Origin of the sequence: Methylobacterium sp. GC_Met_3 (assembly GCF_026540775.1) — a bacterium.
Lineage (GTDB): Bacteria > Pseudomonadota > Alphaproteobacteria > Rhizobiales > Beijerinckiaceae > Methylobacterium.
Window position 1 is genome coordinate 26,599 of the sequence record NZ_JALNUL010000030.1, and the last position, 26,829, is coordinate 53,427.

21 protein-coding genes are annotated in these 26,829 nt (G+C 70.6%); 18 read left to right on the forward strand and 3 right to left on the reverse strand.

The window, feature by feature from the left end; all coding sequences use genetic code 11:
* Positions 1-35: 35 nt before the first annotated feature.
* Together OXS27_RS32695 and OXS27_RS23910 are read right to left on the reverse strand one after the other, a co-directional pair.
* A complete protein-coding gene (locus tag OXS27_RS32695; protein ID WP_267359167.1) occupies positions 36-806 on the reverse strand; it encodes an IclR family transcriptional regulator C-terminal domain-containing protein in 771 nt (256 codons plus the stop codon).
* A gap of 122 nt (positions 807-928) precedes the next feature.
* Positions 929-1,822, reverse strand: coding sequence for an amidohydrolase family protein (locus OXS27_RS23910; RefSeq protein WP_267359169.1), 894 nt, complete (start codon positions 1,820-1,822; stop codon positions 929-931).
* Between the two features lie 318 nt (positions 1,823-2,140).
* Between OXS27_RS23910 and OXS27_RS23915 the strand changes: the two genes are divergently transcribed.
* The 18 genes from OXS27_RS23915 to OXS27_RS24000 all read left to right on the forward strand — a co-directional run bounded on the left by OXS27_RS23915 (position 2,141) and on the right by OXS27_RS24000 (position 25,307).
* A complete protein-coding gene (locus OXS27_RS23915; protein WP_267359171.1) occupies positions 2,141-3,397 on the forward strand; it encodes an alpha-hydroxy acid oxidase in 1,257 nt (418 codons plus the stop codon).
* Positions 3,398-3,418: 21 nt separating this feature from the next.
* Positions 3,419-4,402, forward strand: a complete 984-nt coding sequence (locus OXS27_RS23920) for a 2-hydroxyacid dehydrogenase (RefSeq protein WP_267359173.1) — start codon at positions 3,419-3,421, stop codon at positions 4,400-4,402.
* Between the two features lie 53 nt (positions 4,403-4,455).
* Positions 4,456-5,907 carry an MmgE/PrpD family protein gene (locus tag OXS27_RS23925; protein WP_267359175.1) on the forward strand — a complete coding sequence of 484 codons (1,452 nt, stop codon included), beginning with the start codon at positions 4,456-4,458 and terminating at the stop codon, positions 5,905-5,907.
* A 113-nt stretch (positions 5,908-6,020) separates the two neighbouring features.
* On the forward strand, positions 6,021-6,917 hold the full coding sequence (locus OXS27_RS23930; protein ID WP_267359177.1) for a LysR family transcriptional regulator: 897 nt from the start codon (positions 6,021-6,023) through the stop codon (positions 6,915-6,917).
* A 186-nt stretch (positions 6,918-7,103) separates the two neighbouring features.
* A complete protein-coding gene (locus tag OXS27_RS23935; protein WP_267359179.1) occupies positions 7,104-7,829 on the forward strand; it encodes a PIG-L deacetylase family protein in 726 nt (241 codons plus the stop codon).
* A complete protein-coding gene (locus OXS27_RS23940; RefSeq protein ID WP_267359181.1) occupies positions 7,826-8,515 on the forward strand; it encodes a 4-carboxy-4-hydroxy-2-oxoadipate aldolase/oxaloacetate decarboxylase in 690 nt (229 codons plus the stop codon). Before OXS27_RS23935 ends, OXS27_RS23940 begins: the two co-directional genes overlap by 4 nt.
* A gap of 120 nt (positions 8,516-8,635) precedes the next feature.
* The gene (locus tag OXS27_RS23945; RefSeq protein ID WP_267359183.1) at positions 8,636-9,940 is read left to right on the forward strand and encodes an MFS transporter; all 1,305 of its coding nucleotides are present in this window, start codon (positions 8,636-8,638) and stop codon (positions 9,938-9,940) included.
* 1,188 nt (positions 9,941-11,128) lie between these two features.
* A complete protein-coding gene (locus tag OXS27_RS23950) occupies positions 11,129-11,395 on the forward strand; it encodes a hypothetical protein (RefSeq protein WP_267359185.1) in 267 nt (88 codons plus the stop codon).
* 78 nt (positions 11,396-11,473) lie between these two features.
* Complete coding sequence (locus tag OXS27_RS23955) at positions 11,474-12,319, forward strand: Crp/Fnr family transcriptional regulator (protein WP_267359187.1); 846 nt, start codon at positions 11,474-11,476, stop codon at positions 12,317-12,319.
* A gap of 181 nt (positions 12,320-12,500) precedes the next feature.
* Complete coding sequence (locus OXS27_RS23960; protein WP_267359189.1) at positions 12,501-13,208, forward strand: sugar transferase; 708 nt, start codon at positions 12,501-12,503, stop codon at positions 13,206-13,208.
* Positions 13,205-14,062: a glycosyltransferase gene (locus tag OXS27_RS23965; RefSeq protein WP_267359191.1), complete on the forward strand. Its 858-nt coding sequence runs from the start codon at positions 13,205-13,207 to the stop codon at positions 14,060-14,062. Before OXS27_RS23960 ends, OXS27_RS23965 begins: the two co-directional genes overlap by 4 nt.
* On the forward strand, positions 14,059-15,471 hold the full coding sequence (locus OXS27_RS23970) for a hypothetical protein (RefSeq protein ID WP_267359193.1): 1,413 nt from the start codon (positions 14,059-14,061) through the stop codon (positions 15,469-15,471). The genes OXS27_RS23965 and OXS27_RS23970 overlap by 4 nt, the downstream gene beginning before the upstream one ends.
* Complete coding sequence (locus OXS27_RS23975; protein ID WP_267359195.1) at positions 15,468-16,886, forward strand: O-antigen ligase family protein; 1,419 nt, start codon at positions 15,468-15,470, stop codon at positions 16,884-16,886. Before OXS27_RS23970 ends, OXS27_RS23975 begins: the two co-directional genes overlap by 4 nt.
* Complete coding sequence (locus OXS27_RS23980) at positions 16,883-19,057, forward strand: family 16 glycosylhydrolase (protein ID WP_267359197.1); 2,175 nt, start codon at positions 16,883-16,885, stop codon at positions 19,055-19,057. The genes OXS27_RS23975 and OXS27_RS23980 overlap by 4 nt, the downstream gene beginning before the upstream one ends.
* Positions 19,054-20,298 carry a polysaccharide biosynthesis/export family protein gene (locus tag OXS27_RS23985; RefSeq protein ID WP_267359199.1) on the forward strand — a complete coding sequence of 415 codons (1,245 nt, stop codon included), beginning with the start codon at positions 19,054-19,056 and terminating at the stop codon, positions 20,296-20,298. Before OXS27_RS23980 ends, OXS27_RS23985 begins: the two co-directional genes overlap by 4 nt.
* Positions 20,295-21,398 (forward strand): polysaccharide deacetylase family protein, encoded by a 1,104-nt coding sequence (locus tag OXS27_RS23990; protein ID WP_267359202.1) that lies wholly within the window; start codon positions 20,295-20,297, stop codon positions 21,396-21,398. The genes OXS27_RS23985 and OXS27_RS23990 overlap by 4 nt, the downstream gene beginning before the upstream one ends.
* The gene (locus OXS27_RS23995; RefSeq protein ID WP_267359204.1) at positions 21,395-22,522 is read left to right on the forward strand and encodes a glycosyltransferase family 2 protein; all 1,128 of its coding nucleotides are present in this window, start codon (positions 21,395-21,397) and stop codon (positions 22,520-22,522) included. Before OXS27_RS23990 ends, OXS27_RS23995 begins: the two co-directional genes overlap by 4 nt.
* A 49-nt stretch (positions 22,523-22,571) precedes the next feature.
* Positions 22,572-25,307, forward strand: a complete 2,736-nt coding sequence (locus OXS27_RS24000; protein ID WP_267359206.1) for an AMP-binding protein — start codon at positions 22,572-22,574, stop codon at positions 25,305-25,307.
* A 28-nt stretch (positions 25,308-25,335) separates the two neighbouring features.
* Here OXS27_RS24000 and OXS27_RS24005 read toward each other — a convergent pair whose 3' ends face one another.
* A complete protein-coding gene (locus OXS27_RS24005) occupies positions 25,336-26,289 on the reverse strand; it encodes a class I SAM-dependent methyltransferase (RefSeq protein WP_267359208.1) in 954 nt (317 codons plus the stop codon).
* Positions 26,290-26,829: the final 540 nt, after the last annotated feature.

Sequence of the window (26,829 nt, forward strand, 5' to 3'; positions counted from 1 at the left end):
GTCGCTCACTTCCGCAAAATTTACAACCGTGAATTTCAGGGATCGACGCGCGGTGGCCCGACGATGCTGCGCAGGCTCGCGAGGATCCGCTCCCGGTTCGGTTCGAGCCGCGACAGGGGGCCGGCGACCCCGAGGACGGTGGCACGGCCATCGGCCATCTTGGGCGCGAGCACCGCCATGGTCCCGGCGCCCTCGGTGACCTGATTGGCCGACCACCCGAAACCCGCGGCGCGAACCTCTTGGAGGCCGTCCCAGAAGGAGTCGAGATCGAGGGTCACTCCAGCACGCCGGTCGAGTTGCCGGACCAAGCGGGCGATCGCGTCCCGCGACTGGTGGGCCAGCAGCATGCGGCCAGCGGCCGTGGAGTGGATCGGCCGGAACGTACCGGGGTGCAGGTGATAGCGCAGGAGATGGCGCGCCTGGACGACATGGATGTACTGCACGTGAAGATCGTTCTGCATGCCGAGAACGACAGTCTCGCCGGTCGCCTCCTGCAGTGCCTCCATCAGGCGGATCAGCACCCCGTCGCGGAACACGCAGGCCTGCACCCAGGCGCCGAGCATCGCCACCCGCATGGTCGGACTGTAGGTGCGACGCTCGAAGTCGTAAGACAGATAATCGAGGGCCAGCAGGCTCTTGAGCAGGGCCAGGGTGCTGGAGGCCGGGTAGCCCAGCGCCAACGCGATCTCGGTGAGCGATTGCGGGCACTGGACGCGGTCAAAATGCTCCAGCACCTCGACCACGCGGCGGGCCGACTTGACGGCCGCGCCCTGTGCCTCGGGCGGGATGTCCGCACGTAGGGTCACGAGGCCCGCACCACCAGCATTCTATTCACATATATGAAACGCATGCCCCAGTCCGGCCGACCCGCTCCTTCGACGACCGGTTGGTGATACCGGAAGGCGCGGAATCCCGGTAGCGGCGGCGCTCACGGGAAGCCGTAGAGCGTGGCCGGGTTGTCCACCAGGATGCGGCGCAGGCTCCGGTCATCCGTCCAGCGCCGCAGCGCCCGCAGCAGATCCGCATCCGACGGGACGCCCAGGTCGGTCGCGCCGCCGAAATAGTTGATGTGCGGCCAGTCACTGCCCCAGACGAGGCGCTCCGGATTGGCCGCGATCAGCGCCGCGGCGAAGGGATCGACGTCGTCGTAGGGGGAACCCGCCGCGGTGAGGCGGTCCGCCCCCGAGATCTTCGTCCAGGCAGCCCCGTCCGCCACGAGGCGGCACAGCTGCGTGAAGCCCGGATCGTCGACGCCACGCGCCGTGCTCATGCGGCCCATATGGTCGATCACCACCGGCATGCCGCTGGCGGCGAGGGCCGGCCAGAGCTCGAGCAGGTCCGGCGCGTGCAGCCACGCCTGGAGGTGCCAGCCCCGCGCCCGCAGCCGCGGCGCGAGCGCCCTCAAAGCCTCCAGCCCCATGCCGTTGCGGTAGACCTGACGGCCGTCCCGCCGGAACAGGTTGACGCGCACGCCGCGCACGCCGGCTGCCGTCAGGACGTCGAGTTCGGCCTCGCTGACGCCGTCGGACAGGACCGCCACGCCGCGCAGGCGGTCGGGTGCCTGCGCGAGCGCATCCAGCATGGCGCGGTTGTCGGCCCCGTAGGCGCTGGCGGTGACGATCACGCACCGGGCGAGGCCCATGGCATCGAGCTGGCTCAGGAGGGCCGCGCCGTCGTTCTCCGGGGGCGTGTAGCTGCGATCCTCCGCCAGGGGGTAGCGCGCGTAGGGCCCGAACACGTGGGTGTGGCTGTCGCAGGCACCTTCCGGCAGCGCAAAGCCCGGCGGCGCTGGCGCCTGCGGAGCGAGGCAGTCGCGGCTCATGGGCGTCCTCCGGCTTGATTCTGGCAGCCTTGATGGCCTGCTGCAGATGCGGCCACAATGCACAGATATAAATTTTCTGAGGCAACATCGGCGTTATCCCGGCACGCCGTCCGTCACCACATCGCGGTTTCACCCCACTCTTGTGCGCTGACAGACTCCGTCGCGCTCAGTCACCCATTGCGCACAACGCGGCTGTCTCGAAAGAACTGGACCTATGGACAGCCGGCAGCCGATCTTACACACTTGTGAAACGCGCGGCTAGGGTTCCGCCGCCTTGCGGGCATCGCGACACCCGGCCCAGCACCGAACGGACGATCGATGGCGTCAGGCGCTCAGAAACTACCCGGCCGCACGGAAGCGAGCCCCGGCACGGCGGCGACCGAGACCGCCAGGACGGCGCGCCGGCGCGGCAAGCCCGTTGCGCTGGCCCTGGCGGATTACGAAGCGGCAGCGCGGCGGCACCTGCCGCGGCCCGTATTCGGCTACATCGCGGGCGCCGCGGAAACCAATGCGGCGCGCGACGACAACCGGCGGGCGCTGCGCGAGGTCGGGTTCGTGCCGCGGGTTTTGGTCGGGGTCGGTGCGCGCACATCCGCCGCGACGGTGCTCGGCCCGGATTATGCCGCGCCGTTCGGCATCGCCCCGATGGGCCTGAGCGCGCTTGCCGCCTATCGCGGGGACATCGTGCTGGCGGCGGCCGCGCGGGCGGCGCGGGTGCCGATGATCATGAGCGGCTCGTCCCTCATCCGCATGGAGGACGTGATCCCGCACAACCCGGACGCGTGGTTCCAGGCTTACTTGCCCGCAGAGCCCGATCGGATCGCCGCCCTGGTCGACCGGGTGGCGGAAGCGGGCTTCGGCACGCTGGTCGTGACCGTCGACACCGTTGTCTCCGGCAACCGCGAGAACATCACCCGCACCGGCTTCTCGACGCCGCTTCGGCCGAGCCTGCGCCTTGCCCTCGACGGGCTCGCATGCCCGCGCTGGACCGCGGGCACGTTCCTGCGCACGCTGGCGCGCCACGGCATGCCGCATTTCGAGAATTCCTACGCGGTGCGGGGGGCGCCGATCCTGTCCGCCTCGGTGCTGCGGGATTTCGGCAACCGCGACCACCTGTGCTGGGACCACCTGCGGCTGGTGCGGGCGCGCTGGCGCGGCCGGCTGGTGATCAAGGGAATCATGGCGGCGGCCGACGCCGTCGCGGCCCGGGGTCTCGGCGCCGATGGGGTGATCCTGTCGAACCACGGCGGCCGGCAGCTCGACGCCACGGTCTCGCCCTTTCGCACCCTGCCGGCGGTCGTCGCGGCGCTCGGCGGGACGATCCCGGTGATGATCGACAGCGGCTTCCGCCGCGGCACGGACGTGCTGAAGGCGCTGGCGCTGGGCGCCGCCTTCGTGTTCGTCGGACGGCCGTTCCTCTACGCCGCCGCAATCGGCGGCCAGTCCGAGGTCGAGCGCGCGATCGCGATCCTGAAGGATGAGATCGTGCGCAACATGGGCCTGCTCGGCGTGAACGCCCTGTCCGAGCTCAGGTCCGATCGCCTGTACCCCGTCCCGGCCGGACCGCAGACCTGAATGTCGGAGGAGGGAGCGCGCATGAGCGATTGGTCGTCGAGGCCCGGCGAAGCGGGCGGGCTGAAGCCGGACGTGCTCCTGGCGATCGACCTCGCGCCCTTCGCCCTCGACCGGCTGCGGGCGCGCTTCACCGTGCATCAGGCCGTCACGCCCGAGGCCCGCACCGACCTCGCCGCGCGGGCGGGCGACCGCATCCGGGCCATCGTGACGAACGGCACGACGCCGATCCCGGCCGCCCTGATCGCGGCGCTGCCCAATCTCGGGATCATCTGCGCACAGGGCGTCGGCCATGAGGGCGTCGACCTGCCGGCGGCCCAGGCACGCGGGATCGTCATCACGCACGGCACGGGCATCAACGCGGGCTGCGTGGCCGATCACGCCCTCGCCCTGTTCCTGGCGGTGCTGCGCGACATCCCGCGCTTCGACGCCGCCGTCCGGGCGGGCCGCTGGCGGGAGGGCGGGACCGCCCGGCCGGGGGCGCAGGGCAGGCGCGCCGGCATCCTGGGGCTCGGCGGGATCGGCAGCCGCATCGCCCGGCGCTGCGCCGGCTTCGACATGGCGGTGCGCTACCACAACCGCCGGCCGGTCCCGGACGTGCCGTGGGACTACGCCCCGAGCCTCGGCGATCTCTGCGCCTGGGCGGACGTGCTTTTCGTGGCACTGCCGGGCGGCGCTGCGACCCGTCACTGCGTCGGCCGCGCGGCCCTCGACGCCCTCGGCCCTGGCGGCTTCCTCATCAATGTCGGGCGCGGCTCGGTCGTGGACACCGAGGCCCTGATCGAGGCCCTGGAGGCGGGCCGCCTCGCCGGGGCGGCGCTCGACGTGATCGAGGGCGAGCCTGCGGTGCCGGCTTCCCTGTGCGCGCTGCCGAACGTGGTGCTGTCGCCCCACATCGCCGGGCGCTCGCCGGAGACCCTGGAGGCGACGATCGGTCAGGTCGTGGCCAACCTCACCGCCTTCTTCGCGGGCGAGCCCGTCCTCTCGCCGATCCCCGAGCGCGCCTGAACCGCGCGCACCACGAACCGTCCGGAGCAAAGATGTCACCGAGAGGCAATCCGATGCGCGCGAGCCGCCGCGCCCTGCTGCGCGGCGCCGGTGCTGGCGCCGTCTTGGGGGCCGCGCCGCTGCGCGCCCTGGCGGCGACAGGCACCATCAGCCCCGTCATGGCCAAGCTCAGCGCCTACATGGCCGAGGCCGCGGACCGGCCGCTTCCGGACGCGGTCGTCGAGGCGGCCAAGCACCACATCCTCGACACCTTCGCCGCCATGGTGTCGGGCTCCGGCCTGCTGCCGGCCAAGGCCGCCTACAGCTTCGCGGCTTCCTACGGCGGCTCCGGCAACGCGACGCTCGTCGCTTCCAGAGCCACGGCCGACCCGCTCGTGGCGGCGCTGGTCAACGGCATGCTGGCGCATTCGGACGAGACCGACGATTCGAACGAGTTCTCGCAGTCGCATCCGGGCGCGCCGATCGTGCCGGCGGCGCTCGCCGCCGCGGAGAAATTCGGGATCGACGGCACGCGCTTCCTGCGCGCCGTGACGCTCGGCTACGATGTCGGCCCGCGGGTCACCCTCAGCTTCGACGCGATCCCGTTCCGCAACACCAGCCACAAGAGCACCCACGCCATCGCGGGGGCCTTCGGGGCCGCGGCGGCGGCCGCCTGCACCGCCGGGCTCGACGCGCAGCAGATGCGCTGGGTCCTCGACTATGCGGCCCAGCAATCCTCCGGGATCGGCGCCTGGACCCGCGACACGCAGCACATCGAAAAGTCCTTCGTGTTCGCCGGGATGCCCGCGCGCAGCGGCCTCACCGCGGCGCTGATGGTAGAGGCGGGATGCACCGGCATCGACGACATCTTCTCGGGCGCCGACAATTACTTCCTGGCCTACGCGCCCGATGCCCGCCTGGATGCGCTGACGGCCGAGCTGGGCGCGCGCTACGAGATCTCCCGCACTAACATCAAGAAATGGACGGTGGGCTCCCCGATCCAGGCGCCGCTGGATGCCCTGAGCAACATCCTCCAGCGCCGCTCCGTCGATCCCGGGACGATCCAGTCGGTCACCGTCCGCGTCGCCCACACCGAGGCTCGGGTCGTCGACAACCGCGACATGCCCGACATCTGCCTCCAGCACATGGTGGCGATCATGCTGCTCGACGGGACGGCCTCGTTCCAGGCGGCGCATGACAAGGACCGCATGGCCGATCCGACGGTGCTGCGGATGCGCGCCAAGGTCCGGCTGATCCCGAGCGACGAGCTGGAGCGCCTCGAGCCGGCACGCGCCGCCATCGTGGAGATCGCGCTGAACGACGGGACGGTCCTGTCCGACACGGTGCTGGCGGTCCGCGGCACGGCCGACAACCCGATGCCGCGCGCGGAGGTGGTAAGCAAGTGTCGCGACCTGATGGCGCCGGTCCTCGGGGCGGACAAGACGTCCCGGCTGATCGACACCGTCCTCGCCCTCGAGTCGGTGGGGACCATGCGCGACGTCGCCGGCCTGCTGCGCCTGAGCTGATCGGGCGCCGCAACCGCCGCCCTGGACACGTTACGCGCTGCGCGCAATTCCGCCCCGGCTCCGGCGAAGCGATCGCATGTCGCGGCGCGAGGGGCGCGGGGCTGCGAGGGGTGATGGAGCGGATCGACTTTCTGGGCCTTCAAGCCTTCCTCAGCATTGCCAACTGGGGAAGCTTCAACCGGGCCGCGGCCAGCCTCAGCCTCTCGCAGGCGGCCCTGAGCCACCGCCTGAAGAAGCTGGAGGACGAGCTCGGCGTCAGGCTGGTCGCGCGGACGACGCGGCAGGTCACGCTAACGGCCGCCGGTGTCGAGCTTCTGCCGAGCGCGCAGCGCATCGTCGACGAGCTCTCCCAGATCTTCGGGACGCTGCGGCGGCAGGGCCGCGAGAGCCAGGACGTCGTCCGGTTCGGCTGCCTGCCGACGATCGCCGGCCACCATCTCCCCGTCATCCTGCGGGGGTTCAGCGCCGCTCACCCGGGCGTGCTGGTCCGCGTCCTTGATCAATCGGCCACCGCGATCATCGAGCGGGTGCGGGCAGGCGAGGCTGAGTTCGGCATCACCATCATGTCGGCCCAGCACTACGACCTCGACATCACGCCCATCCACCAGGAAGCCTTCGTGCTGGTGTGCCGGGCCGATCACGCGCTCGCCGGCGCGAAGGTGGTGATGTGGTCCGAGCTGGACCGCGAGATCCTGATCAAGATCGGGGAGCAGACCGGCAACAACCTGCTCATCGCGGCGGGGCTGGGGGGACGCTACGCCGACGTGACCTGGGCCTACGAGGTGCACCGCGTCGCCACCGCCATCGGCATGGTGCGCGGGGGCCTGGGCGTGACCGTCGTGCCGCGCCTCGCCTTTCAGGCCGCCGATGAGGGAAAGATCGTCGCCGTGCCGCTCCGGGCCCCGAGCATCGCGCGGACGATCGGCATCGTGACGCGCCGCAATCACACCCTGTCGCCGGTGGCGGAGAGCTTGGCGCGGATGATCCAGGCGTACTTCAACGCGCTCTGACCGCGCTGCCTCCCGGCACGAGCCGGTCCGGTGGCATCGTGCCGATGTGCGCCGAGCGAGCGAGCATTATTCGATAACCCGCATCAATAGCCTCAATCTATTCATTTGTTTGCTCGGACTGACGGCGATAGCTCTGCATGCACGATAGTGCGCGAGAAGCAACGCACGCTCCGGGAGAGATGAGACATGGCGGTCGCAACCCGATCGGGCCTCGTCGTGACAGCCCATCCGGGCGATTTCGTCTGGCGCGCCGGCGGCGCCATCGCCCTGCACGCGGCCAAGGGCTACCGGATGAAGATCGTCTGCCTGTCGTTCGGCGAGCGCGGCGAGAGCCAGTGGGCCTGGAAGAAGGCCGGCGTGCGCATCGAGGACGTCAAGGCGCAGCGCCGCGCCGAGGCCGAGGAGGCGGCCGGCATTCTCGGCGCCGAAATCGAGTTCCTCGACGTCGGCGACTATCCCCTGCGGGTCGGCGAAGCCGTCCTCGACCGGCTCGTCGACGTCTATCGCGAGGAGCGTCCGGCCTTCGTGCTGACCCACGCCCTCGAAGATCCCTACAATTTCGACCATCCGGTCGCCGCCCACGTGGCGCAGGAGGCCCGGGTGATCGCCCAGGCGGCCGGGCACAAGCCGGACCCAGACCGCAGCTACGCCGCGCCGCCCGTGTTCCTGTTCGAGCCGCACCAGCCGGAGCAGTGCAATTTCAAGCCCCAGGTCATCCTGAACATCGATGCCGCGTGGGAGACCAAGTTCCGCGCGTTCCAAGTGCTCGCCGCGCAGAAGCACCTCTGGGAATACTACACGCGCGTCGCGCTCAACCGCGGCGTCCAGGGCGGCCGCAACTCCGGAACGGCGATGACCTACGGGGAGGCCTATCAGCGCCTCTTCCCGATGACGCTCGAGGAATTGGCATGAGCAACGTCGTCGTCCGCAACATCCCCCGCGTCGCGCCGGCCGTCGCCGCGACGCTCGCCGGGCACGGCGTCTCCACGGTCCACGAGGCGCAGGGGCGGACCGGCCTCCTGAAGACCTACATTCGCCCGGTCTGGGAGGGCGCCGCGATCGCCGGCAGCGCCGTCACCGTGCTGGCGCAGCCCGGCGACAACTGGATGCTGCACGTGGCCATCGAGCAGTGCCGCCCCGGCGACGTCCTGGTGGTGGCCTGCACGACCGACAACACCGACGGCATGTTCGGCGACCTGCTTGCCACATCGCTGAAGGCGCGCGGCGCCGTCGGCCTCGTGATCGACGCGGGCTGCCGCGACGTGCACGCACTCAAGGAGATGGGGTTCCCGGTATGGTCGCGGGCGATCTCGGCCAAGGGCACGGTCAAGGCGACGCTGGGCAGCGTCAACGTGCCCGTGGTCTGCGCCGGCGCCCTGGTCCGGCCGGGCGACGCGATCGTGGCGGACGATGACGGTGTCGTGGTCGTACCGCACGCCGAGGCCGAAGCCGTCGCCGCGAAGGCGGACGCGCGGGCCGCGAACGAAGTCACCAAGCGCGCCCGGCTCGCCGCCGGAGAACTCGGTCTCGACATCTACGGGATGCGCCCGGCGCTGGCGGCCGCCGGCCTCGAATACCACGACGATCCGCAGGACTGACGAACGCCCGGGCAGAGGCCGGCCGACCGTCCGCGAAGAGACGGCGCCGGCTGCATTGTGCAGCCCGCCCGGCCTGCGGGCGACCGGCGCGCGATCCCGTATGACCGGAGGAGACGCAACATGATGAAGCTCGGCTGGTACCACACGCTCGATCGGACCGAGCGCCGAACCTACTGGGCCTGCTTCGCGGGGTTCGGGCTCGACGCCATGGACACCACGATCTACGCCCTCGTCATCCCGGCGCTGATCGCGACGCTCGGCCTGACGCAGGCCGAGGCCGGATACCTTGCCACGGCCTCCCTCGCCGGGGCTGCGGTCGGCGGCTGGGCCGCCGGCATCCTGGCCGACCGGATCGGCCGGGTCAGGATCCTGCAGGTCACCATCCTGATGGTCGCGGGTTTCACCTGCCTGGCGGCGTTCATGAGCGACTTCTGGTCCCTCGCCGTCGTCCGCTTCCTCCAGGGACTCGGCTACGGCGGCGAGGCCGCGGTCGGCGGGGTTCTGATCAGCGAGGTGATCCGTCCGGCCCTGCGAGGGCGGGTCGCGGCCTCCGTCCAGAGCAGCTACGCGGTCGGCTACGCGATCTCGGTCAGCCTCCTGCCGGTCATCGCATCCCTGTTCTCCGAGGAGACGGGCTGGCGCGTCTTCTTCGCCATCGGCATCATCCCGGCGGGCCTCGTCTTCTTCATCCGCCGGCTCGTTCCGGAATCCGGAATCTACGCCGAGGCGCGGGCGGCTCAGCGCGCTGGTGTCGTGCCGCCGCCGTTCTGGACGATCTTTACGGGCCGGCACCTGCGCCGCACGGCTGCCGCCGCGATCATGTCGACCGGCATCTTCGGCGGCGCCTACGTGATGATCACGTGGCTGCCGACCTACCTGCGCACGGCGCTCGGCCTCTCGATCAAGTCGAGCACCGGCTATCTCGCGATGAACATCCTCGGCTCCCTGGTCGGCCCGCTTCTCTACGGCTGGCTGTCGGACCGGATCGGCCGCCGCCCGGCCTTCATGACCTTCCTTGTGCTGCAATCCAGCAACGTCGCGATCCTACTGCTCGCGCCGATCGGCCTCACCACGACCATCGTTTTGAGCTTCTTCCTGGGCGCGTTCCAGGGGGCCCTGGCCTCGGGCATGCTGCCGACCTTCGCGGAATTGTTCCCCACGTCGATCCGGGCGAGCGGCCAGGGCTTCTGCCTCGGGGGCGGGCGCGGCTTCGGTTCGGTCGTGCCCGCCACGGTGGGCCTCCTGTCCGCGAGCTGGCCGCTGGGGACGGCGATGGGCGCCTGCGCCCTCTGCGCCTACGGGGTCGCCTTCTGCGCGGCGCTGCTCATGCCGGAGACGGCCGGAACGGATCTCCACGACCAGAGTGGCGGGCAGGCACCTGCGGTCGGTCAAACGCAACACGCATCGCGCATCGTGTCGGCCTAACTCTGCAACCGAGCGGCGGCTTCTCAACCTTTGTGGCCGAAAGCCGCTGGTCCGCTTTCGGCCAGACCACGTCACGCTTGATCGCCATCGCGCGCAGAACCGGATATTCGGCTGTGCGCCCATCCCGGTCATTCAGGTGATTTTTAACGAGGTTCCATAAGCAGACGCTTCCAGCTGCGTTCAGCTGTTCACATAGCCTGACGACCGTGGGATGAGCGCATTGGTTGCGGTGGACGGGCCGAGCCGAGGATCGCGTCCATGCACGGCGGATCGGACGGCCTGATGTCGTAGCTTTCCGACTCGTTCTGGTGCTGCTGATGCCGGGCAGATTATCCCGCGCCGGCCTCATCGTCGCGCTCCTACTCGCCTGTGGGGCCGCCTCCACCACCTCAGCCTCCGCGATGTCCGAGGCCGAAATGCTGGTCGAAGCGCCCACATCGCGGCCCGCTACGAAGCGATCTGGTCGCCCGACGACGTGAGTGCGAGCGCGGGGGTGCCGTGCATGTACGGCCTGACGGTGCAATTGCACACCCGGACCAACACCCAGCGCTAGCGCGTGGAGGCGAAGCGGCGCGCCATCCGGCGGTGGCCGGTCTGGCACTATGCCGTCCGCCCCGGCACGCTCAGGGTCACCTGCAACGTGCCCGAGATGAAGTGCGGAGCCCGGCGGACCACCGATCACGAGATCGCCGATCCGGCCCGCGGAAAAGGCCGCCGCAGCGCGGCACACTTCGACCCCGGCGTCCCTTCGGCGGGCCCCGGCGCCGTTTCCTCTACCAGGGCAGCGGCCAGACCGATCGGTGGTCGATATTGTTTTCGATGCGCGGTCGAGAACGCTTAATGAGCCATAATCAGTATCAAGCTCGATCTCGTCGACATCCAAAGCCGCTAACAAGCCAGCCTATTGCTTTTACATTAAATATTAGTAAATATGCCCCTGGCTGGCCCGAGCCGGCGTACGGGCCCATCCCTCCGTTTCGTCAGTTACGCCGTGGTTTAGTCAGTCGATACCAGCCTTCAGGACGGCTTTGCCTCGCTCCCGTTGAAACATCGGAGAGCTATAATGGCTCTAAACTGTTGGCTTAAAAATAAGTACGCCCCTTGTGTTGTCTCCTGCATCGCCAAACCCGATGGCGCCTGCCCGAAATCCCGCAATCGTGTCGCGGCCGATGCCCCCCGGTGCGCGCGATGACTGCAGAAGATTGGAAGCGCGCCGCGGAGGCCGGCGCGGAGCCCCATGGACGGACGGCGATCATGCTTTGCGAATCCCTCATCCTCACCATGGTCGACAAGAACCTGCTCACGCGGGACGAGGCGGTCGACTTGGTGGAATCCGTTCGAGAGACCGTGGAGACGATGACGCCCGAGGATGTCGGGCATGTGCAAAGCCAGAGTACCGAGAGGCGGCTCGGGGACATCCTCGCCAGCCTCCAAGCCCTGCCACCCCCCGACTGACGCGCGGCGAAGCGCCCGACAGGGGCGGATCCGCGTCAGCCATGCCCCGCATCAATCCCAGAGCATCCGAGGACGACGATGACCGGAATGACCCCGCTCGCCAGGACGCTGGCCCGGTTCCAAGTGATCGGGAGCGAGCGCATGGCCGACCTGGACGCGATCCCGCAGCCGGAACGGCGCTTCGCGCCGGGCGACGTCATCATCGAAGAAGGGAAAGCCCCGACCGCGGCCCACCTTCTCGTCTCTGGGATCGCCTGCTGCCAGAGGGACCTCGCCGACGGCGGCCGGCAGATCTCCGACTTCGTTATCGCCGGCGACATGTGCGGCCTGCATGCCGGACTTGGCCCGCCAATGGACCATTCTGTCGTCGCCGTCACGCCCGTGCGCGCCGTCTCGGTGGCGAACAAGGCCATGCTCGGCCTGTGGGCGCATCCGCCGACAGCCATGGGCCTTTGTCGGATGTGGCACCGGGAGGCCGTCCGGCTCAGGGAGCAGGTCGTGACCCTCGGCCGACGTAACGCGCGCGGACGGGTGGCCCATCTCCTTTGTCAGATGCACTGGCGCTACGGCGACGCCGGCCTCGACACGGCGCCCTGCCTGCAGCTGCAGCTGACCCAGACGCGGGTGGCCGACGCCCTCGGCCTCACCGCCGTCCACGTCGGGCGCGTCCTGAGGCAGTTCCGCCGGGACAAGCTTATCCGGATCGAGCGGGGGGCGCTCATCCTGCAGCGGATCGACGCGCTGCGCGACATCTCCGAGTTCACCGACGACCACTTGCGCGCGCCGCCCCCACCCTCCGCGCACGGGATGAGCGGATCGCACCCCGCGCTCGACACCGATTCGGCGCCCGGCCCGGCGAGTTTTCCCACGGCTATCGCCGGCATGGTCAGCGCAGCCGCACCTGTCACGGAAGCGGCCCTATAAACAACCTGCAATAGAACCCATGTACTAAAGACCGCCTGAAATTCATGCCATCGATGGAATGCCGGTCACCATTGTGGCTGTTATCAAGGGTCCTGCGGGACTGGCGCTCACGCGCTGTCCGGCACTTGGTCGTCCGCGCCCGGAACTGTGATCGGCGTGCAGGAATGCTGGAGATTCAGCGATGCTGCTTGCCAGGGTCGACGCCCAGGATCTCGCCGCCGCCAACGGGAATGCGAACCCGAAGACGCTCCCAGCGCTCCACGCCACCGCGCGCAGGCGCTGCTTCCTGGCGACGAAGCGCGCCATCGACATCCTGGCCGCCTCGGCGCTCCTCGCCTTCCTTGCGCCCCTGATGAGCGTCGTCGCCATCTTCGTCGCGATCGACGGCGGCCCCGTCCTGTTTCGGCACCAGAGGAGCGGGCGCGGCGGCGCGGTTTTCGACTGCCTCAAGTTCCGGACAATGATCGCCGACGCCGAGGAGACCTTCGAGGAATACCTGTCATACCACCCGGAGGCCCGCCCCGACTGGGACGCGGACCGCAAGCTGCGATTCGACCCACGCCTCACCGCCATCGGCCGTGTGCTGCGCACGAGCAGCCTCGACGAGCTTCCCCGACTCCTGAACGTCCTGCGCGGCGACATGAGCCTCGTGGGGCCGCGCGCGATCACCGTCCCCGAAGTCGCGCTCTATGGAGATAGGCTGCACCTCTACCAGAGCCTCAGGCCGGGGCTGACCGGGCTATGGCACGTGAGCGGCTTGAAAAACGCGGATCTGGGCGCCCGGGTCGCCCTCGACGAGCGGTACGTCCTGGGGGTCGACCTCCTCCTCGACCTCTCGATCCTGCTCCGGACCATCCCGGCCCTCCTGCGGCGGCGGGGCGCCCGATGAACGCCCACGCGCCGCCCGTACGCGACCGGCGCCCCGGGGTGACCGTGCTGATGTCCACCCATGCGGGCGAGACCGCCGCGAATCTGGCGGCATCCTTGGGCAGCATCCGCGCCCAGACCCTGCCCCCCGACCGGATCGTGCTCGTGCTCGACGGCCCCGTCGGTGCGGACCAGGAGGCCGTCATCGCCGCCAGCCTGGCCGCGCCGGCCCTCGACGTCGTCAGGCTGCTCGGCAACGTCGGCCTCGCCGCCGCCATGAACGAGGGCCTCGCACACTGCCCGGACGGCTGGGTCATGCGCATGGACAGCGACGACCTGTGCCAACCCGATAGGCTCGCGGTCCAGATGGCCTACGCTGCGGCTAACCCCGGCATCGATGTGATCTCGTCGTGGAGCGAGGAGTTCTACGAAGACGGCGCCGCCTCTCAGATCAAGGTGTCCGCAACCGGGCACGACGCCGTGGTCCAGGCCCTGCGCTGGCGCAACGTCCTCGTCCACCCGACCATCCTGGCGCGCACCGAGGCGCTGCGCCGCATCGGGGGCTACCGCGCCGATTACGGCCGCCTGGAGGATTACGACCTCTTCGTCAGGCTGGCCCAGTCAGGAGCGAGGTTCCACGTCATCCCGAAGGTCCTCGTTCGCGTCCGGTCCAGCACGGCCCAGAAGCAGCGCCGGGGAGGGCTCGCCTACTGCCTGTCGGAGCTCCGGTTCCGCATCGCCTGCTACCGCAGCGGCTTCCTCACCCTGCGCCAGTTCGCGACGGTGACCCCCCTCTACCTTGGATTCCGGCTCGCATCCGGCAGGGCCAAGCGCGCCCTCTACCGCCTCGCACGCACCACGGATGCCACCGCATGAGCGCCGCCGCCTCGCCCCTCGCACGGTCGCCCGGGGAGTCCCGGCATCCGGTCGAACTCGCCCCGCGCGCTTGGTCCGCCCCGTTCCCCGATACGGCGCCCATGCCCCGAGCGCGAAGCCGACCGCGGCGGCGGTTCGCCCTCGCCGCCGTCATCGTCCTCGCCGCCGTGGCGGTGGCCTATCCCTACCTGCCGCGCCGCTACGAGTCGGTCGCCTCGCTCGTGCTCCAGCCCACCGACCAAGATGGGCAGGGCGACCGCACCCTTCGCAATCCGATGGATGACGGCGCCGTGCAGTCGGCGGTGGACGTCGTCACCGGACCAGAGCTCATCGATGCCGTCATCGAGGCGAACCGTCTTGCGGCCGATCCCGAGTTCGGCGCCGCGCGCGGCGCCCTTGAGGGCGGGTACGCATTCCTCGCCGGCCGCTGGCCCTGGCTGGACCCATACCTGCCCCAGCCCCAGCCCCAGCCCCCGACGCAAGCCGAGCTGCGCCGGCGCGTGCTGTCCCACGTCCAGGTCTCCAGGGACCGCCGCTCCTACACGGTTCACATGGGGTTCTGGTCGGCCTCCCCGGACAAGGCCGCAGCCTTGACCGCATCGCTGGCGGATGCCTACCTCGCGGGTCAGCGCGACCGGAAGCGCCGCTCCCTGGAACGGCTGACGTCGTGGCTCGCGCAACGGGCCCACCTCTTGGGCGAGCGCTACGCCGCCTCCACGGCCGCCGTCGCCGCGTTCCTGTCGTCCTCGGGCCTGGTCGACACCGGCGCGCAGGCGGCGATCGACCAGCGCCTACAGGTCATGAGCGTCGAGGCCGCGCAGGCGCGGGCTCGGTACATCGACGCCTCCGTGCGGGCGAACGCGCTGGCCGCCAAGCGGGAAGCCGGCGATCTGTCCGCAGCGCCGGAGATCCTGTCCTCGCCCGCCATCCTGCGACTCAAGGAAGGCATGGCCTCCGCCCTCGCGCGCACGGCGGTCTGGGCCAGCGAGACCCAGGCGATCCAGGACCAGATCACGCTGGAATCCGACCGGATCGTCTCAGCGGCCAAGGCCGAGGCTGCCGAATGGGCCGCACGGGAGGGGATGCTCTCCGCCGAGATCAGCCAGCTCCGGGTCGAGACCGTCAAACGGCGCGAGGCCGAGCCGCGGCTCCAGGAGCTCCAGCGGGTCGCGGCGTCGGACAAGGCGATCCTTGAGGAGGCCCTTACCCGGCTCAAGGGCATGACCGCGCGCGAGCAGGCCCTCGGGGCCGACGCCGAGATCCTGTCGATCGGCGAGGTCGCCGGGTCGGCGGCGTTCCCGAGGCCGGTGCCCACCGGGGCCGCCGCGCTGATGATGGCCGTCCTCGCGGGACTGGCGCTGACCTGGCGCGAGGCCCTCGCCGGCCTCAAGCGGCTCGCTGCGCCATGACGGCCCCGTCGGACGCGCGGGGCGGACGCCGCGCCGACCTCCTGGCGGGCGCGGGCATCGCCGTGCCGGCGGCCCTCGCCCTCGTCGCCGCGCTGGCCTCGCCGGTCCTCGGCGAAGCCGCCTACGCGATGCCGGTGCTGGCCCTCGTGGCCGCGGCGGCGGCGATCGTTCTCCTCGGCGCCCTGAGGGGACGACCCTGGGCGATCGGGGCAATCCTCGCCTTCACGATCGTCGGGCTGAACATCAACTTCCGCCTCCGGGAGATCGGGGACGTCGGCCTCGACTGGCAGAACGGCACGAAGCTCGCGACGTGGCTCGCCGTCGTCGGGGTGGCGGCCGCCCGCTACAGGACGCTGGCCGTCCTGCTCCGCGACCCGGCCGTGGCCTGCGTGGCGGTCTACGGAATCCTCGCGCTGGCGTCCGCGGCGTGGTCGCCGACCCCCGCCTACACCGGGGCCAACGCATTCGGCCTGGTGGCGGCCCTGTGCCTCGCTGCCCTGATCGCCGTCGACCTCGGCACGGTCCGCGCCCTCAGGGTGTCCGTCGCATCGCTCTGCGCTCTGATGCTGATCTCGCTCGCCGGCGGGGTTGCCGTCCCAGATATCGCCTTCACCCCGCCCTCCGACGTCGAGACCGTCTATAGGCTTCAGGGGTTCTCGGGCCATCCCAACGTGCTCGGCCAGCAGGCGGTCATCCTGTGCCTGCTCGCCGTCGCGGCGTGGCGCCTGCGCGCCGTCGGCCCGGCGGCGTTCCTCGCGGCCCTGGCGCTCGGGCTAGCCACAGTCATGGCGAGCCGCAGCCGCTTCGCGCTGACGGCCTTCCTCGTCGGCTGGGCATTCGTCGTCCTGCGGCGCCGGCTACCTCTGGCCGCGGCGATCGCGATCCCTGCGCTGGCCGCGGCCACCCTCGTCGCCGGAATCGCCGCCGTCGTCCCCCTGCCGGATCCCGACGCCCTGTTCGGTGAACTCAGCCGGACCGGGTCGGCGAACGAGATCACCACACTGACCGGGCGGACAGACCTATGGGCCGCCGCCGCCGGACGCATCGCGGAGCGACCGCTGTTCGGCTGGGGTTTCAACGGCACCGAAGGCATGCTCCTCGATGCACTGCCGAAGACGTTCGTCGGCTCGGCTGTCAATGCCCACAACATGATCGTGCAGACGCTGCTCTCGCTCGGGTTCGTCGGGTCGATCCCGGCCTTCGGGTTCCTTGGCATCCTCGTGGCCAAGGCGGTCTCGGCGCCCGAGCCGCTGCGGGACAACATCACCGTCTTCGTGCTGGTCAACGGCATGGGTGAGGTCGAAATCTTCGGGACCCCGGTCCTGCTCACGCTCCTCGCCTACTGGGCGATTGCCCGTCATGCGGCGGAGGCGTCGCGTCCCGCGGGTCCCAATGCGGAGGGCGTTGCGCGATGAGCCTCGCCGACACGCTCCCCGCCACAGGCCTCGCCGATCCCGCGCCGCGCCCCGCCTCGGGCCGCCCCGCCGGGACGCGCTGGCTGGGCCGCCCGTTCGCCTACGCCACCTGCGCCCCGATCCTCAGCGTCCTGGGATCGGGCACGATGTTACTGGCGCCACGGCTTCTGGGGCCGGTGGACTTCGGGTCGTTCTCGCTCCTCAGCAGCCTGTTCCAGGTCCTGGGCAAGGGCGATCTCGGGCTGTCTCAGATGGCGGATCGGGAGCTCGCCGCCCGGCAGGGCCGGCGGGGGGCGGCACTGGCCGAGTCGATCGTGCGCGCGCGCTGGGTCGTCGGTTTGGCGACCCTCCTCTCCCTCGCCCCCTGCCTCTGCCTCGCCGCCTGGTGGACGGCCGCCCTGCCGCCGCTCGACGTCGCGCTCGTCCTGTTCGCGGGCACGGCGGCCATGGTCGCGAACGGACCGGTGAGCATCCACCGCGCCAAGGCCCGGATCTGGGAGTTCACCGCCTCGGCCCTCGCCCTTCAGGCCGGCCTGACGGCGCCGCGCCTGCTCGGGCTCATCGCCGGAGGGACCACCGGGTGCTTCGCCGCCATGGCCCTCTGGTTCGGCGCGCTCGCCCTGGTCTTGGTCCTGCCCGCATTGCGGTTGGCCGGGCGCACGTCCGTCCTCCCGCTCGTGCTGGCGGGGCTTCCGATGTTCGCCTTCAGTTGGGGTTGGCTGTTATACCTGCAGGCGAACCGCTGGATCTCCGCCGCCCTGTCCGCACCTGCGGATTTCGGCCTGTTCGCGTTCGCCGCGAACCTCGCCTTCATCGTGATCGCGCTCCTCGGCACCGTGGCGCAGGTCCGATACCCGACCATCCTCGCCCGGGTCGCCGTCGGCCGGAAGGGGGATGCCGCCGGCCTGATCGAGCGCGAGGCCAGCCTGCTCGGGATCGCGCTGTCGGCGGCCGTCGCCTGCGCGATCCCGATCCTGCCGCCGGCCATCGACCTCGTCTTCCCGGGCTACCAGGCGACGACGGGGGCGACGATGATCCTGGCCGTGTCCTGCGTACCGCTCGGGATCGCCTGCTGGTTCGTGCCGATCCTCGTCGCTCTGTCGCCGTCCCCGGCCAGCGACGCCGTCCGCACCCTCGCCGGCGGCTTCGCCGTCCTGGCGGCCGGCATGGCGGCCGGGAACGCGCTGGGGGGCATCGAGGGGCAGGCCTGGGGCTGCGTCGTGGGCAGCCTCGGGCTTCTGGCGGGGGTCGCCGCCTCGTTCCGCCGGCTCGGGATGCTCGGGACCGGTCGCAGCCTAAGGCTCGCCGGCCTCGCGGCGGCCTCGGTCACCGCGCTCTGTGCCCTGGTCGCCTCCGCGCTGCCGGTGCGGGCCGGGGACGTCGCCGTCATGGGACCGCCCGCGGGCTGGACCGTCGCCTTCGAGGACAGATTCGAGCGGCTCTCGCTCTGGGACGCGGGCTTCGGCACCTGGCAGCCCTCCTACAGGTCCGGCGCCCGCAGCAATGCCGACAACCGCGAATCCCAATACTACGTCGACCCGCGTCCCGGCCGGGACGCCCCGGTCCTCCAGCGCTTGGCGCCGTTCCGGGCAGGACCGGAGGGCCTGGTCATCTCCGCGCGCCCGATTCCGCAGGTGGATTCCCGATCCGCGGCGGGGCAGGCCTACGCCTCCGGCATGCTGACCACCGCCATGTCGTTCCGGTTCACCTATGGCTACGCGGAGATCGAGGCGCGCGTCCCCAAAGGCAAGGGAACCTGGCCGGCCTTCTGGCTGCTGCCGGCCGCGGGGGGCTGGCCGCCCGAGATTGACGTGATGGAGGTCCTCGGCGACGCAACGGACGGGTACTGGGCGACCCTGCACCTCGGCGCCGCGGGCAACCACCGCGAGATCCAGGAGCGCGTCAAGGCCACTGACCTGTCGAAGGGATTCCACGCCTACGCGGTGCAATGGACGGCCGCCGAGATCGCCTGGTTCCTCGACGGCAGGCGGGTCTTTGCGGTGCCGACGCCGGCCGCGCTTCACGAGCCGATGTACCTGCTGGTCAACCTCGCCGTCGGCGGCACGTGGCCCGGGCCGCCCGACGCCGGCACCCCGTTCCCGGCCGAGATGGCCGTCCGCCGCATCCGTGTCCTGACGCAACCAGCCACGGCTATGGGGAGCGCACGATGAGACGCTTCGGGATCCCGCGACGACTCGCCGCCGGCACCCTCACCGCGGTGATCGGAGCCGGCGCGTTCTGGCCGTCGCCCTCCGGGGCGGCGTACCTGCTGGACGCCGGCGACGTCCTCGAAGTCTCCGTCTTCGGCGTTGCCGATTACAGGCGAAGAGTCACCGTAAACGTCGACGGCGACGTCTCGCTCCCGATCGTCGGCGAGGTCGCCGCCACCGGCCTGAGCCTCGCGGACCTCCGCAAGCGGGTCGGATCCCTCCTAGCGGACAGCAAGACCCTGCGGGCGCCGGACGTGACGGTCGAGCTGGTCGAGCACCGCCCCTTCTACGTCACGGGGGACGTGGCGCGCCCCGGCGCAGTCCCGTTCCGGCCCGGTCTGACCGCAAGGGTGGCTGTGGCCCTGGCCGGCGGCTACGACGCCCTGCGCTTCCGGTCCGAGAACCCGCTCCTGGCCGCCCCGGACCTGCGCAGCCAGTACGAGTCGCTGTGGATGGAGCTTGTGCGCCGCCACGCCAGGGCCCTGACGCTACAGGCCGAGATGGACGGCCGGGACGAGGCGAATTTGAAGGCCCTCGACGACGCGCCCCTGGCGAAGGCCTCGATCCGGGCGGTGGCCGACGTCGAACTCAAGGACCTCCGGTCGCGCGTCCTCGACCATGCCCGGCAACGCGCCTTCCTGGAGCGGTCGCTGGCGCAGGCGCAGGCCAACGTCGCCGGGTACGAGGCGGCCGCCAAGGAGCAGGGCACTTTCATCGACCGACAGGTCGTGGCCGTCGACCGGCTGCAGACGAGCTTCAGCCGGGGGATCTCGCCGGTGATGCGCCTTGAGGAGGAGAACCGGTCCATGGCGTCGCTGCGCAACCAGCAGCTTGAGACCACGGCGAAGCTGGCGCAGGCGCGAAAGGAACGCGACGAGATTGCGCGCGCGCTCGAACGCCTTGCCGACGAGCGCCGGCATCGCCTGCTCGGCGAGGCGCAGGACGCCTTCGTCGAGGTCGAGCGGCTGCGCTCCGCGGTGCGGGCCGCGAGCGAGAAGCTGCTCTACACCGGTGCGGTCAAGGCCCAGATGAAGCGCGGGGCCGCGGGTCCGGAGCTCGTCCTGCACCGCAAGGTCGACGGCCGCCCGACGGAGATGGCGGTCACGGAGGAGGACGACATCCAGCCCGGCGACGTGCTCGACGTCGTGATCCGCCCGGGTGAGCTCGTCGCCGCGCCGGGCGCCAAGGAGGCGATGCGATGAACGCGACTAGCAGCTCCGCCGGTGTGCCGTGGCGGCATCGCCTCTATGGTGCGGCCTTCACGGCGCTCGCCGCGACGGGGGCCCGACGATGGCTCGGCCCGATCGCCCGCGGCGACGGCGTGATCCTGACCTTCCACCACGTCCGGCCCTGGCGCGAAAAGGCGTTCGCGCCGAACCGGTACCTGGAGATCACACCGGAGTTCCTGGGGTCGACGGTGCGCACCCTGCTGGAGGAGGGCTTCGAGGTCATCCCCCTCGATGACGTGCCGGCGCGGCTCTCCCATGCCAGGTCCCGTCGCCCGTTCGCGGTCCTGACCTTCGACGACGGCTACCGGGACAACCTCTACCACGCCCGCCCCGTGCTGCGCGATCTCGGGGTGCCGTGGACCCTGTTCGTCACCGAGTCCCTCGCCTCCGGGACCGGTCGGCTGTGGTGGGTCGAGCTTGAGGCGGCCGTCGCGCGGCTGGACCGCGTCGCGCACGACGGCCCGCACGGGCGCTTTGAGATGCGCACCCGCACCGTCGGCGAGAAGTACGCGGCGTTCCGGAGGCTGTCCGGACTGTTCGCCCGCGGCGCACACGCCGACCTCCTCGAAGGCGTCGCAGCCCTGTCGGCCAGCGCCGACGTGGACGGCGCGCGGATCGCCCGGCTGCTGTGCGCGGACTGGTCGGAACTGACCTTCCTGGCGGCGGACCCGTCCGTGACCATCGGCTCGCACACCCTGTCCCACCCCGTGCTCTCCCGCGTCACGGCCAAGGCCGCCGACGCCGAGATTGGGGACAGCAAGTCCGCCATCGCCGCCCGCATCGGCCGGCCCGTACGGCACCTGGCCTACCCGTCCGGCGGCGCGGCCGACGCCGGCGAGCGCGAGTTCGGGCTGGCGCGCGGCCATGGTTACGCGACGGCCGTAACCACCCGTCCCGGACACGTGGACCGGCGGCACGGCTCCGCCCTCACGGCCCTGCCGCGGATCTCCGTGAACGGCCACCACCAGGACGTCGGGCGCATCCGTCAGCTCGCCTCCGGGGTGCCGTTCCTGCCCGCGGCAATGATGAGCCTCGCGCGGCACGGGCCGGCGAGCGGATGGAGACGGTCATGACGACGCGATGCCGACATGCCTTGGTTGAGCTCGGCCGGCGGGCAGACCGGCGGACGGGGTCCATCGACGCCTATTTGGTCGTCCGGGACGAGGCGGCCCGGCTGCCATACATGTTCGAGCACCACCGCGGCCTGGGCGTCGAGCGGTTCTTCGTGGTCGACAACGCCTCCGCGGACGGCACGGCCGAGTTCCTCGCCGGCCAATCCGACTGCTACGCCTACCGGACGACGGCCTCGTTTGCCGAGGCGAACCACGGCATGGACTGGATCAACGCCCTGGTGGAGCGCCACGGCGACAGCAACTGGTGCCTGTTCGCCGACGCCGACGAGCTGCTGACATACCCCCACGCCGACCGCATGCCGCTGCGCGACCTGTGCGCATTCCTGGACAGGTCGGGGTACGAGGGCCTGTTCGCCACCCTGCTCGACATGTACCCGGACGGACCGGTGGCGAGGGCGGACTATGTTTCCGGTACGCCGTTCCTGGACACGTGCCGCCATCACGACACCGGGTACCGCCTCCGGTCCAAGGTCCGCATCAACCCCACCCGCCCCGCCTTCGCCGAGGTCGAGGCAGTCGGAGGCCCCCGGCTGCGGGTGTTCTACCCGGAGCTGGCCCGCGCCGGGCGCTGGCGCATGGCCCTGCTCCGCACCCTGCGCGGGATCCGCCTCCACCCCGTGGGCAAGAAGCTCGGGCTGGGACGCCTCGGCAGTCCCCTCCCGCCGGACCTGACCAAGATCCCGCTTGTGAAGGGGGCGCCGGGACGGCGCTGGATCTCGAACCACCGGACGACGCCCCTCAGGCTGTCGCCGGTCACCGGGGCGCTCCTACACTTCAAGTTTTTCTCGGACTTCCACCGCCGCGCGGTCGCCGAGGCGGCGCGGGGGGAACACTGGGACGGCGGCAGTGAGTACCTCCGCTACGCCGAGCAGCTGTCCCGCGACCCGAACGCGACGCTGATGCACGCAGGGAGCGAGGCGTTCCGGTCACCGGGCCGGCTCGTCGACCTAGGGATCATGGCGTCCGGGCCAGAGCTCGACCGGCTGTTCCCCGGGGCGCGTGCACCGGTCCGCAACCCGGTCCCCGCCCCGGCGATGCGGGTTGCGCGGGCTCATCGCTTCTGACGCGACCCGGCGTCCCGCGGGTACCGATGGACACGACGAGGAGAGCATCATGACCGCCACGTCCCAAGAGCGTCACTCCCAAGAGCGTCACGACTGTCAGCCCCGGTTCCGTCCGGACCACGCCTGGTCCACCCCCTCGGACCGCCCCCTCGACGCCGGCGGGTCGCGCCAGGGCGCCCTGCCGCCGCTGCCCCACGACTTCGTCGCCGTCCCCGTCTTCGATCACCTAAAGCGGATCGCAGCCGCCCGGCCCGGCGCCCCCGCGGTGGACGACGGCTCGCTCCGGCTCTCCTACGGTGAGCTGGTCGAGGCCGCGGAACGGCTGGCCCGGGGCATCGCGGCCACGACGCCCGAGGGGGCCGCAGTCGGGCTCGTGCTCAGGAATTCCTCGCTCTACGCGGTCGCCGCGCTCGCGTGCCTGGCGGCGGGCCGGCCCTACGTCGCCCTTGACGCCGCTGACCCGCGCGAGCGGATCGCCGCCCTCGTGGCGAGCGCGGGCTGCAGGACTGTGGTCGAACTCGGGTTCGGCGTAGCCCCGCGGATCGCCTTTCCGGACAGCGTCCGCAAGCTCGACATCGGCCTCGCTTTCGCCGACGAGAGCATCCACCCGTGGTGGTCCACGGAGCTCCCGCCCGTCGACGTCGACGCCCCCGCCGTGATTCTGCTGACCTCTGGTAGCACCGGAACGCCAAAGGGCATCGCCAACGGCCAGCGTGCGATGCTTCAGAGGGTCCGCCAGCAGCTTGACGCCATCCACGCCGGACCCGGCGACGTGTTCATGCCGCTGAGTTCGATGTGCACCGTCGCCGGGACCCGCGAGTGGCTGGCCGCCCTGCTCTCCGGGTCCGTGCTACGGGTCTGCGACACGCGTGCCAGCGGCCTCGGCGCGATCCGGCGCATTATCCGCGAGCGCAAGGTGACGGCGACCTACGTGGTCCCGGCCCTCTTCCGGGCCCTGGTCGAGTCGGACGGCAGCGGCGCCGATTTCGCATCGCTCCGGGTTGTCCGGATGGGCGGCGACCGCATCCTGTGGGCCGATGTCGACCTGTTCGAGACGGCGCTGCCGGATTGCGACCTTCAGATCGGCTACTCCTCCACCGAGACCACCGGGTCGCAATGGTTCGTCCCGAGGGGCGCGCCCCGCACGGGGTCGAGCGCCCCCGTCGGCCACATGCTTCCGGGGATGTCCTTCGCCGTCCTATCGGAGGACGGGTTCGCAGTCGGGCCCGATGACGTCGGCGAGCTCGTGGTCCGGAGCCCCTACGTCGCTCTGGGGATCTGGGAAGGTGGCAAGCTGCTCGGCTACCCCACGGACGAGCGGGGGGAGCGGACCTTCGCCACGGGCGACATGCTCAAGGTTGGTGCTGACGGCCTGGCGGTGCACCGGGGCCGCAAGGACAGGCAGGTCAAGGTCAACGGCCGCCGTGTCGAGCCGGCGGAGCTCGAAGCCGCGCTGCGGCGCCATCCCCGCGTCCGCGACGCCGCGGTCACGATCCGGCTTTCCCCGGGCAACGCCGCGCTCGTCGCTTTCGTCGCCGCATCGGACCCGTCTGGGAGTCTTGAGGGAGAACTGCGCGGCCATCTCAGGGCGACCCTCACCGCCGACCTGAACCCGGCCGGCATCCACGTCCTGCCGGCTCTACCGCAGCTTCAAGGGCACAAAGTCGATTGCCTGACCCTGCAGGCGATCGATGCCGCGCGCGCGCCGCCCGCACGCGCCGACGGATCCCTTGCGGCCGGCCCGGACGGGCGCGCGGTGCGCGACGCAACCCATCGCGCGTGGTGCGCCGTGCTTGGGACGAGCCCTCCGGCGCGCGAGGTCCCATGGGACGCGGCAGGGGGCGATTCCCTTGGATTCATGCGCCTCCTCAACGGGGTCGAGCGGGTGCTGGGCTGCACACTGTCGCCCGGGTCGTTCCGCCTGTCGATGACGCCGGGCGAGTTCTCGGCGGCCGTCTCCGCGGCGATGCACAATGCGCCCGGCGGGACGGCGGCAGACGATACGCGGCCGACCGTCTTCCTGTGCCCCGGGACGATCGGGGACGGCCCGGCGCTAATGCAGTTCCGCGATGAGGTCGAGCGGCAGGTCCGCCTCGTCACCTTGCGCTACATGCCTTGGACGCAGATGGTGGTCGGCGGCGGCATTGCGGACGTCGCGGAGGACATCGCGCGCCAAATCACGGCGCTCGCGCCTACCGGGGACATCCGGATCGCCGGCTACTCGTTCGGCGGTCCTGTTGCCCTGGAGGCGGCCGCTCGGCTCTCACTCGAAGGCCGCGTCGTCTCCTTCGTCGGCGTCCTCGATTCCTGCATCGTGCCGCTCCGGGACGGCATCCTTGCCGCCGCAGCGCGGGCCGTGGTCCGGCTTCGCGACGGGCTGGACACGCCCTACCGGATGGCGGTCCGGGCCCTCGTTCGCCGCCTGGAGGAGGCCGGAGTCCACGACCGCATCGCGTGGCTCCTTGATCGCCTCCCAGAGCGTATGCGCTTCACGGTCGGCCTTGAGATCGACGATGTGACACGGAGCGGGGCCTACCGGCGCTGGGTCGCCGGCGACCGGAAGCCCCGAGTCGGGTTCCGGGTGACCCTGTTTCGTTCGCAGGAAGTAAGGCCCGGCGCACCGCGCGACCTGGGCTGGGCTGAGATCGCGGGCGACCTCGTAGTCGTGGACATCCAGGGGAGCCACCTCAACATGCTCATGCCCCCGCACCGAAAGCCGACGGCGCGCCTATTCAGCGAGGCCCTGGCGGGCCCGCGGATGCCGTCCGCGGCCGCGGCGCCCTGAACCGGGACCGGGCTCGCCCAAGCCCGTTTCACCCGGCGTGATTGAGCGGGGCTGGCGCAGCCCAGGCCCGGACCCAGACCGAAAGTGCGAGCAGATCCTCGTCCGGGCGTCCCCGGAACGCCGGGGCGATCGGGACGCACGCGAGGTCTTCCGCGGAACCAAGCGCGGGCTCGAAGGCGCACTTAGCGAACCCAGCCTGAGCGAAGGCGTGGCGGTAGTCGCCCAGCCTCAGGCGGCTGAGGGGGATGATCGGGTTGTTGATCAGGCGCCAGGCTCGGTCCGAGAACCGCAGGAAGTTGAACGGGGTAATAGATTTATCGAAGTAGGCGTACTCATCAGATAGGTCTATCCAGTGGCTTGCGACCCCACCGGGCGACAGGCGGGCTCGGGAAGCCTGCAGCAGCGCCACGAGAGCCGAGTACGGCAGATATTCCAGGACGGCCGTGCTGAACACGAGGTCCGCTCTCCGGGCGGATGCGTCCGCCTGCAAGGGGGCGACCGTGTACCGGATTCCGAGGTTCGTCAGCCCCTCCGCGAAGCCGCCCGGCGCCGCGCCGCGCACCATCCGCTCGAGCCGGGCGACGCGGTCCCGGTCGGCATGGGGCAGGGCCTGTACGAGCCGGCCGTCATCCCAGGCGGCTAGGAAATGTCCAACCGTTGCCGCGATGCGCGCCTCTGTAGCGTGCCGGACGAGGTCGTAAGTCTCGACCTCCTCGGCCCCGCAAAGCCAGATCGCAATCGGGACGACGGGGAACCACCCGGTGCCGATCTCGACGACCCTCGCGGGCATAGCGGGGCCGCTCGATCCCGCTTGGTAGTTGGCGAGATGGCCCCGGGCCCGCCCGAGCTTGTCGAGGAACAACCTATCGTCAAGTCCGACTGAGCGGGTCACGCACTTCTGGATGATGCCATTCCAGAAGTGCGGGGACGGGAGGAGGCTGACGGCGCGTTGGACCGCGGCCTTGATCATCCAGGATGGCATGGCCTCGCACCTGCCCGACGTAGAAAGGCACGAGGCTACCATCCGTCCCGGCGCGCCAACGACGACTTGGATCGCCCTCGCGTCGGGGAATCCACGAGGCAGCCGACGATCGGCTGGTGCTTGTTGTTCATCAAGAAGTTCGTGCTGGCTGGCGGCTGGCGGCTGGCGGCTGGTGAGCAGACAGAAGCGCGAGCGGTAGCTGCCCCCCGTGACGCTATCGGACTACTTGGCGCCTAAAGCCGCGTCCCCACTGGCTTGCGCCGCCCCCCCACACAGACAGCCGTGCACACGGGCTGTTGGCCATTGATGGCGTCACTGCCTCGATTGGGATACCAGAGCTCGGGAGAACACCCAGCGCGGACGTAATTAGAGCGTCCTCAGCGCGCACGTGTGGCCGGTTCATGTCACACGATCCCGTCCGCTTTTGCATAGGGTGAACGCCAGAGCAGCCATTCTGATTTCGGCCAGATTACGCCGTGCTGGATCGCTGATGAGCGCAACAGCGGCTGTTCAGCTTTGCGCCCATTGCCGTCGTCTAGC

What these genes read in the sequence shown, in the direction of transcription:
- OXS27_RS23950 (WP_267359185.1), top strand. Translation starts at nt 11,129, where the DNA reads ATGACTGCAGAAGATTGGAAGCGCGCCGCGGAGGCCGGCGCGGAGCCC.
- OXS27_RS23935 (WP_267359179.1), top strand. Translation starts at nt 7,104, where the DNA reads ATGGCGGTCGCAACCCGATCGGGCCTCGTCGTGACAGCCCATCCGGGC.
- OXS27_RS23990 (WP_267359202.1), top strand. Translation starts at nt 20,295, where the DNA reads ATGAACGCGACTAGCAGCTCCGCCGGTGTGCCGTGGCGGCATCGCCTC.
- OXS27_RS24000 (WP_267359206.1), top strand. Translation starts at nt 22,572, where the DNA reads ATGACCGCCACGTCCCAAGAGCGTCACTCCCAAGAGCGTCACGACTGT.
- OXS27_RS24005 (WP_267359208.1), bottom strand. Translation starts at nt 26,289, where the DNA reads ATGCCATCCTGGATGATCAAGGCCGCGGTCCAACGCGCCGTCAGCCTC.
- OXS27_RS23920 (WP_267359173.1), top strand. Translation starts at nt 3,419, where the DNA reads ATGAGCGATTGGTCGTCGAGGCCCGGCGAAGCGGGCGGGCTGAAGCCG.
- OXS27_RS23975 (WP_267359195.1), top strand. Translation starts at nt 15,468, where the DNA reads ATGACGGCCCCGTCGGACGCGCGGGGCGGACGCCGCGCCGACCTCCTG.
- OXS27_RS23940 (WP_267359181.1), top strand. Translation starts at nt 7,826, where the DNA reads ATGAGCAACGTCGTCGTCCGCAACATCCCCCGCGTCGCGCCGGCCGTC.
- OXS27_RS23930 (WP_267359177.1), top strand. Translation starts at nt 6,021, where the DNA reads ATGGAGCGGATCGACTTTCTGGGCCTTCAAGCCTTCCTCAGCATTGCC.
- OXS27_RS23980 (WP_267359197.1), top strand. Translation starts at nt 16,883, where the DNA reads ATGAGCCTCGCCGACACGCTCCCCGCCACAGGCCTCGCCGATCCCGCG.
- OXS27_RS23925 (WP_267359175.1), top strand. Translation starts at nt 4,456, where the DNA reads ATGCGCGCGAGCCGCCGCGCCCTGCTGCGCGGCGCCGGTGCTGGCGCC.
- OXS27_RS23995 (WP_267359204.1), top strand. Translation starts at nt 21,395, where the DNA reads ATGACGACGCGATGCCGACATGCCTTGGTTGAGCTCGGCCGGCGGGCA.
- OXS27_RS23960 (WP_267359189.1), top strand. Translation starts at nt 12,501, where the DNA reads ATGCTGCTTGCCAGGGTCGACGCCCAGGATCTCGCCGCCGCCAACGGG.
- OXS27_RS23985 (WP_267359199.1), top strand. Translation starts at nt 19,054, where the DNA reads ATGAGACGCTTCGGGATCCCGCGACGACTCGCCGCCGGCACCCTCACC.
- OXS27_RS23945 (WP_267359183.1), top strand. Translation starts at nt 8,636, where the DNA reads ATGATGAAGCTCGGCTGGTACCACACGCTCGATCGGACCGAGCGCCGA.
- OXS27_RS23955 (WP_267359187.1), top strand. Translation starts at nt 11,474, where the DNA reads ATGACCGGAATGACCCCGCTCGCCAGGACGCTGGCCCGGTTCCAAGTG.
- OXS27_RS23910 (WP_267359169.1), bottom strand. Translation starts at nt 1,822, where the DNA reads ATGAGCCGCGACTGCCTCGCTCCGCAGGCGCCAGCGCCGCCGGGCTTT.
- OXS27_RS23915 (WP_267359171.1), top strand. Translation starts at nt 2,141, where the DNA reads ATGGCGTCAGGCGCTCAGAAACTACCCGGCCGCACGGAAGCGAGCCCC.
- OXS27_RS23965 (WP_267359191.1), top strand. Translation starts at nt 13,205, where the DNA reads ATGAACGCCCACGCGCCGCCCGTACGCGACCGGCGCCCCGGGGTGACC.
- OXS27_RS23970 (WP_267359193.1), top strand. Translation starts at nt 14,059, where the DNA reads ATGAGCGCCGCCGCCTCGCCCCTCGCACGGTCGCCCGGGGAGTCCCGG.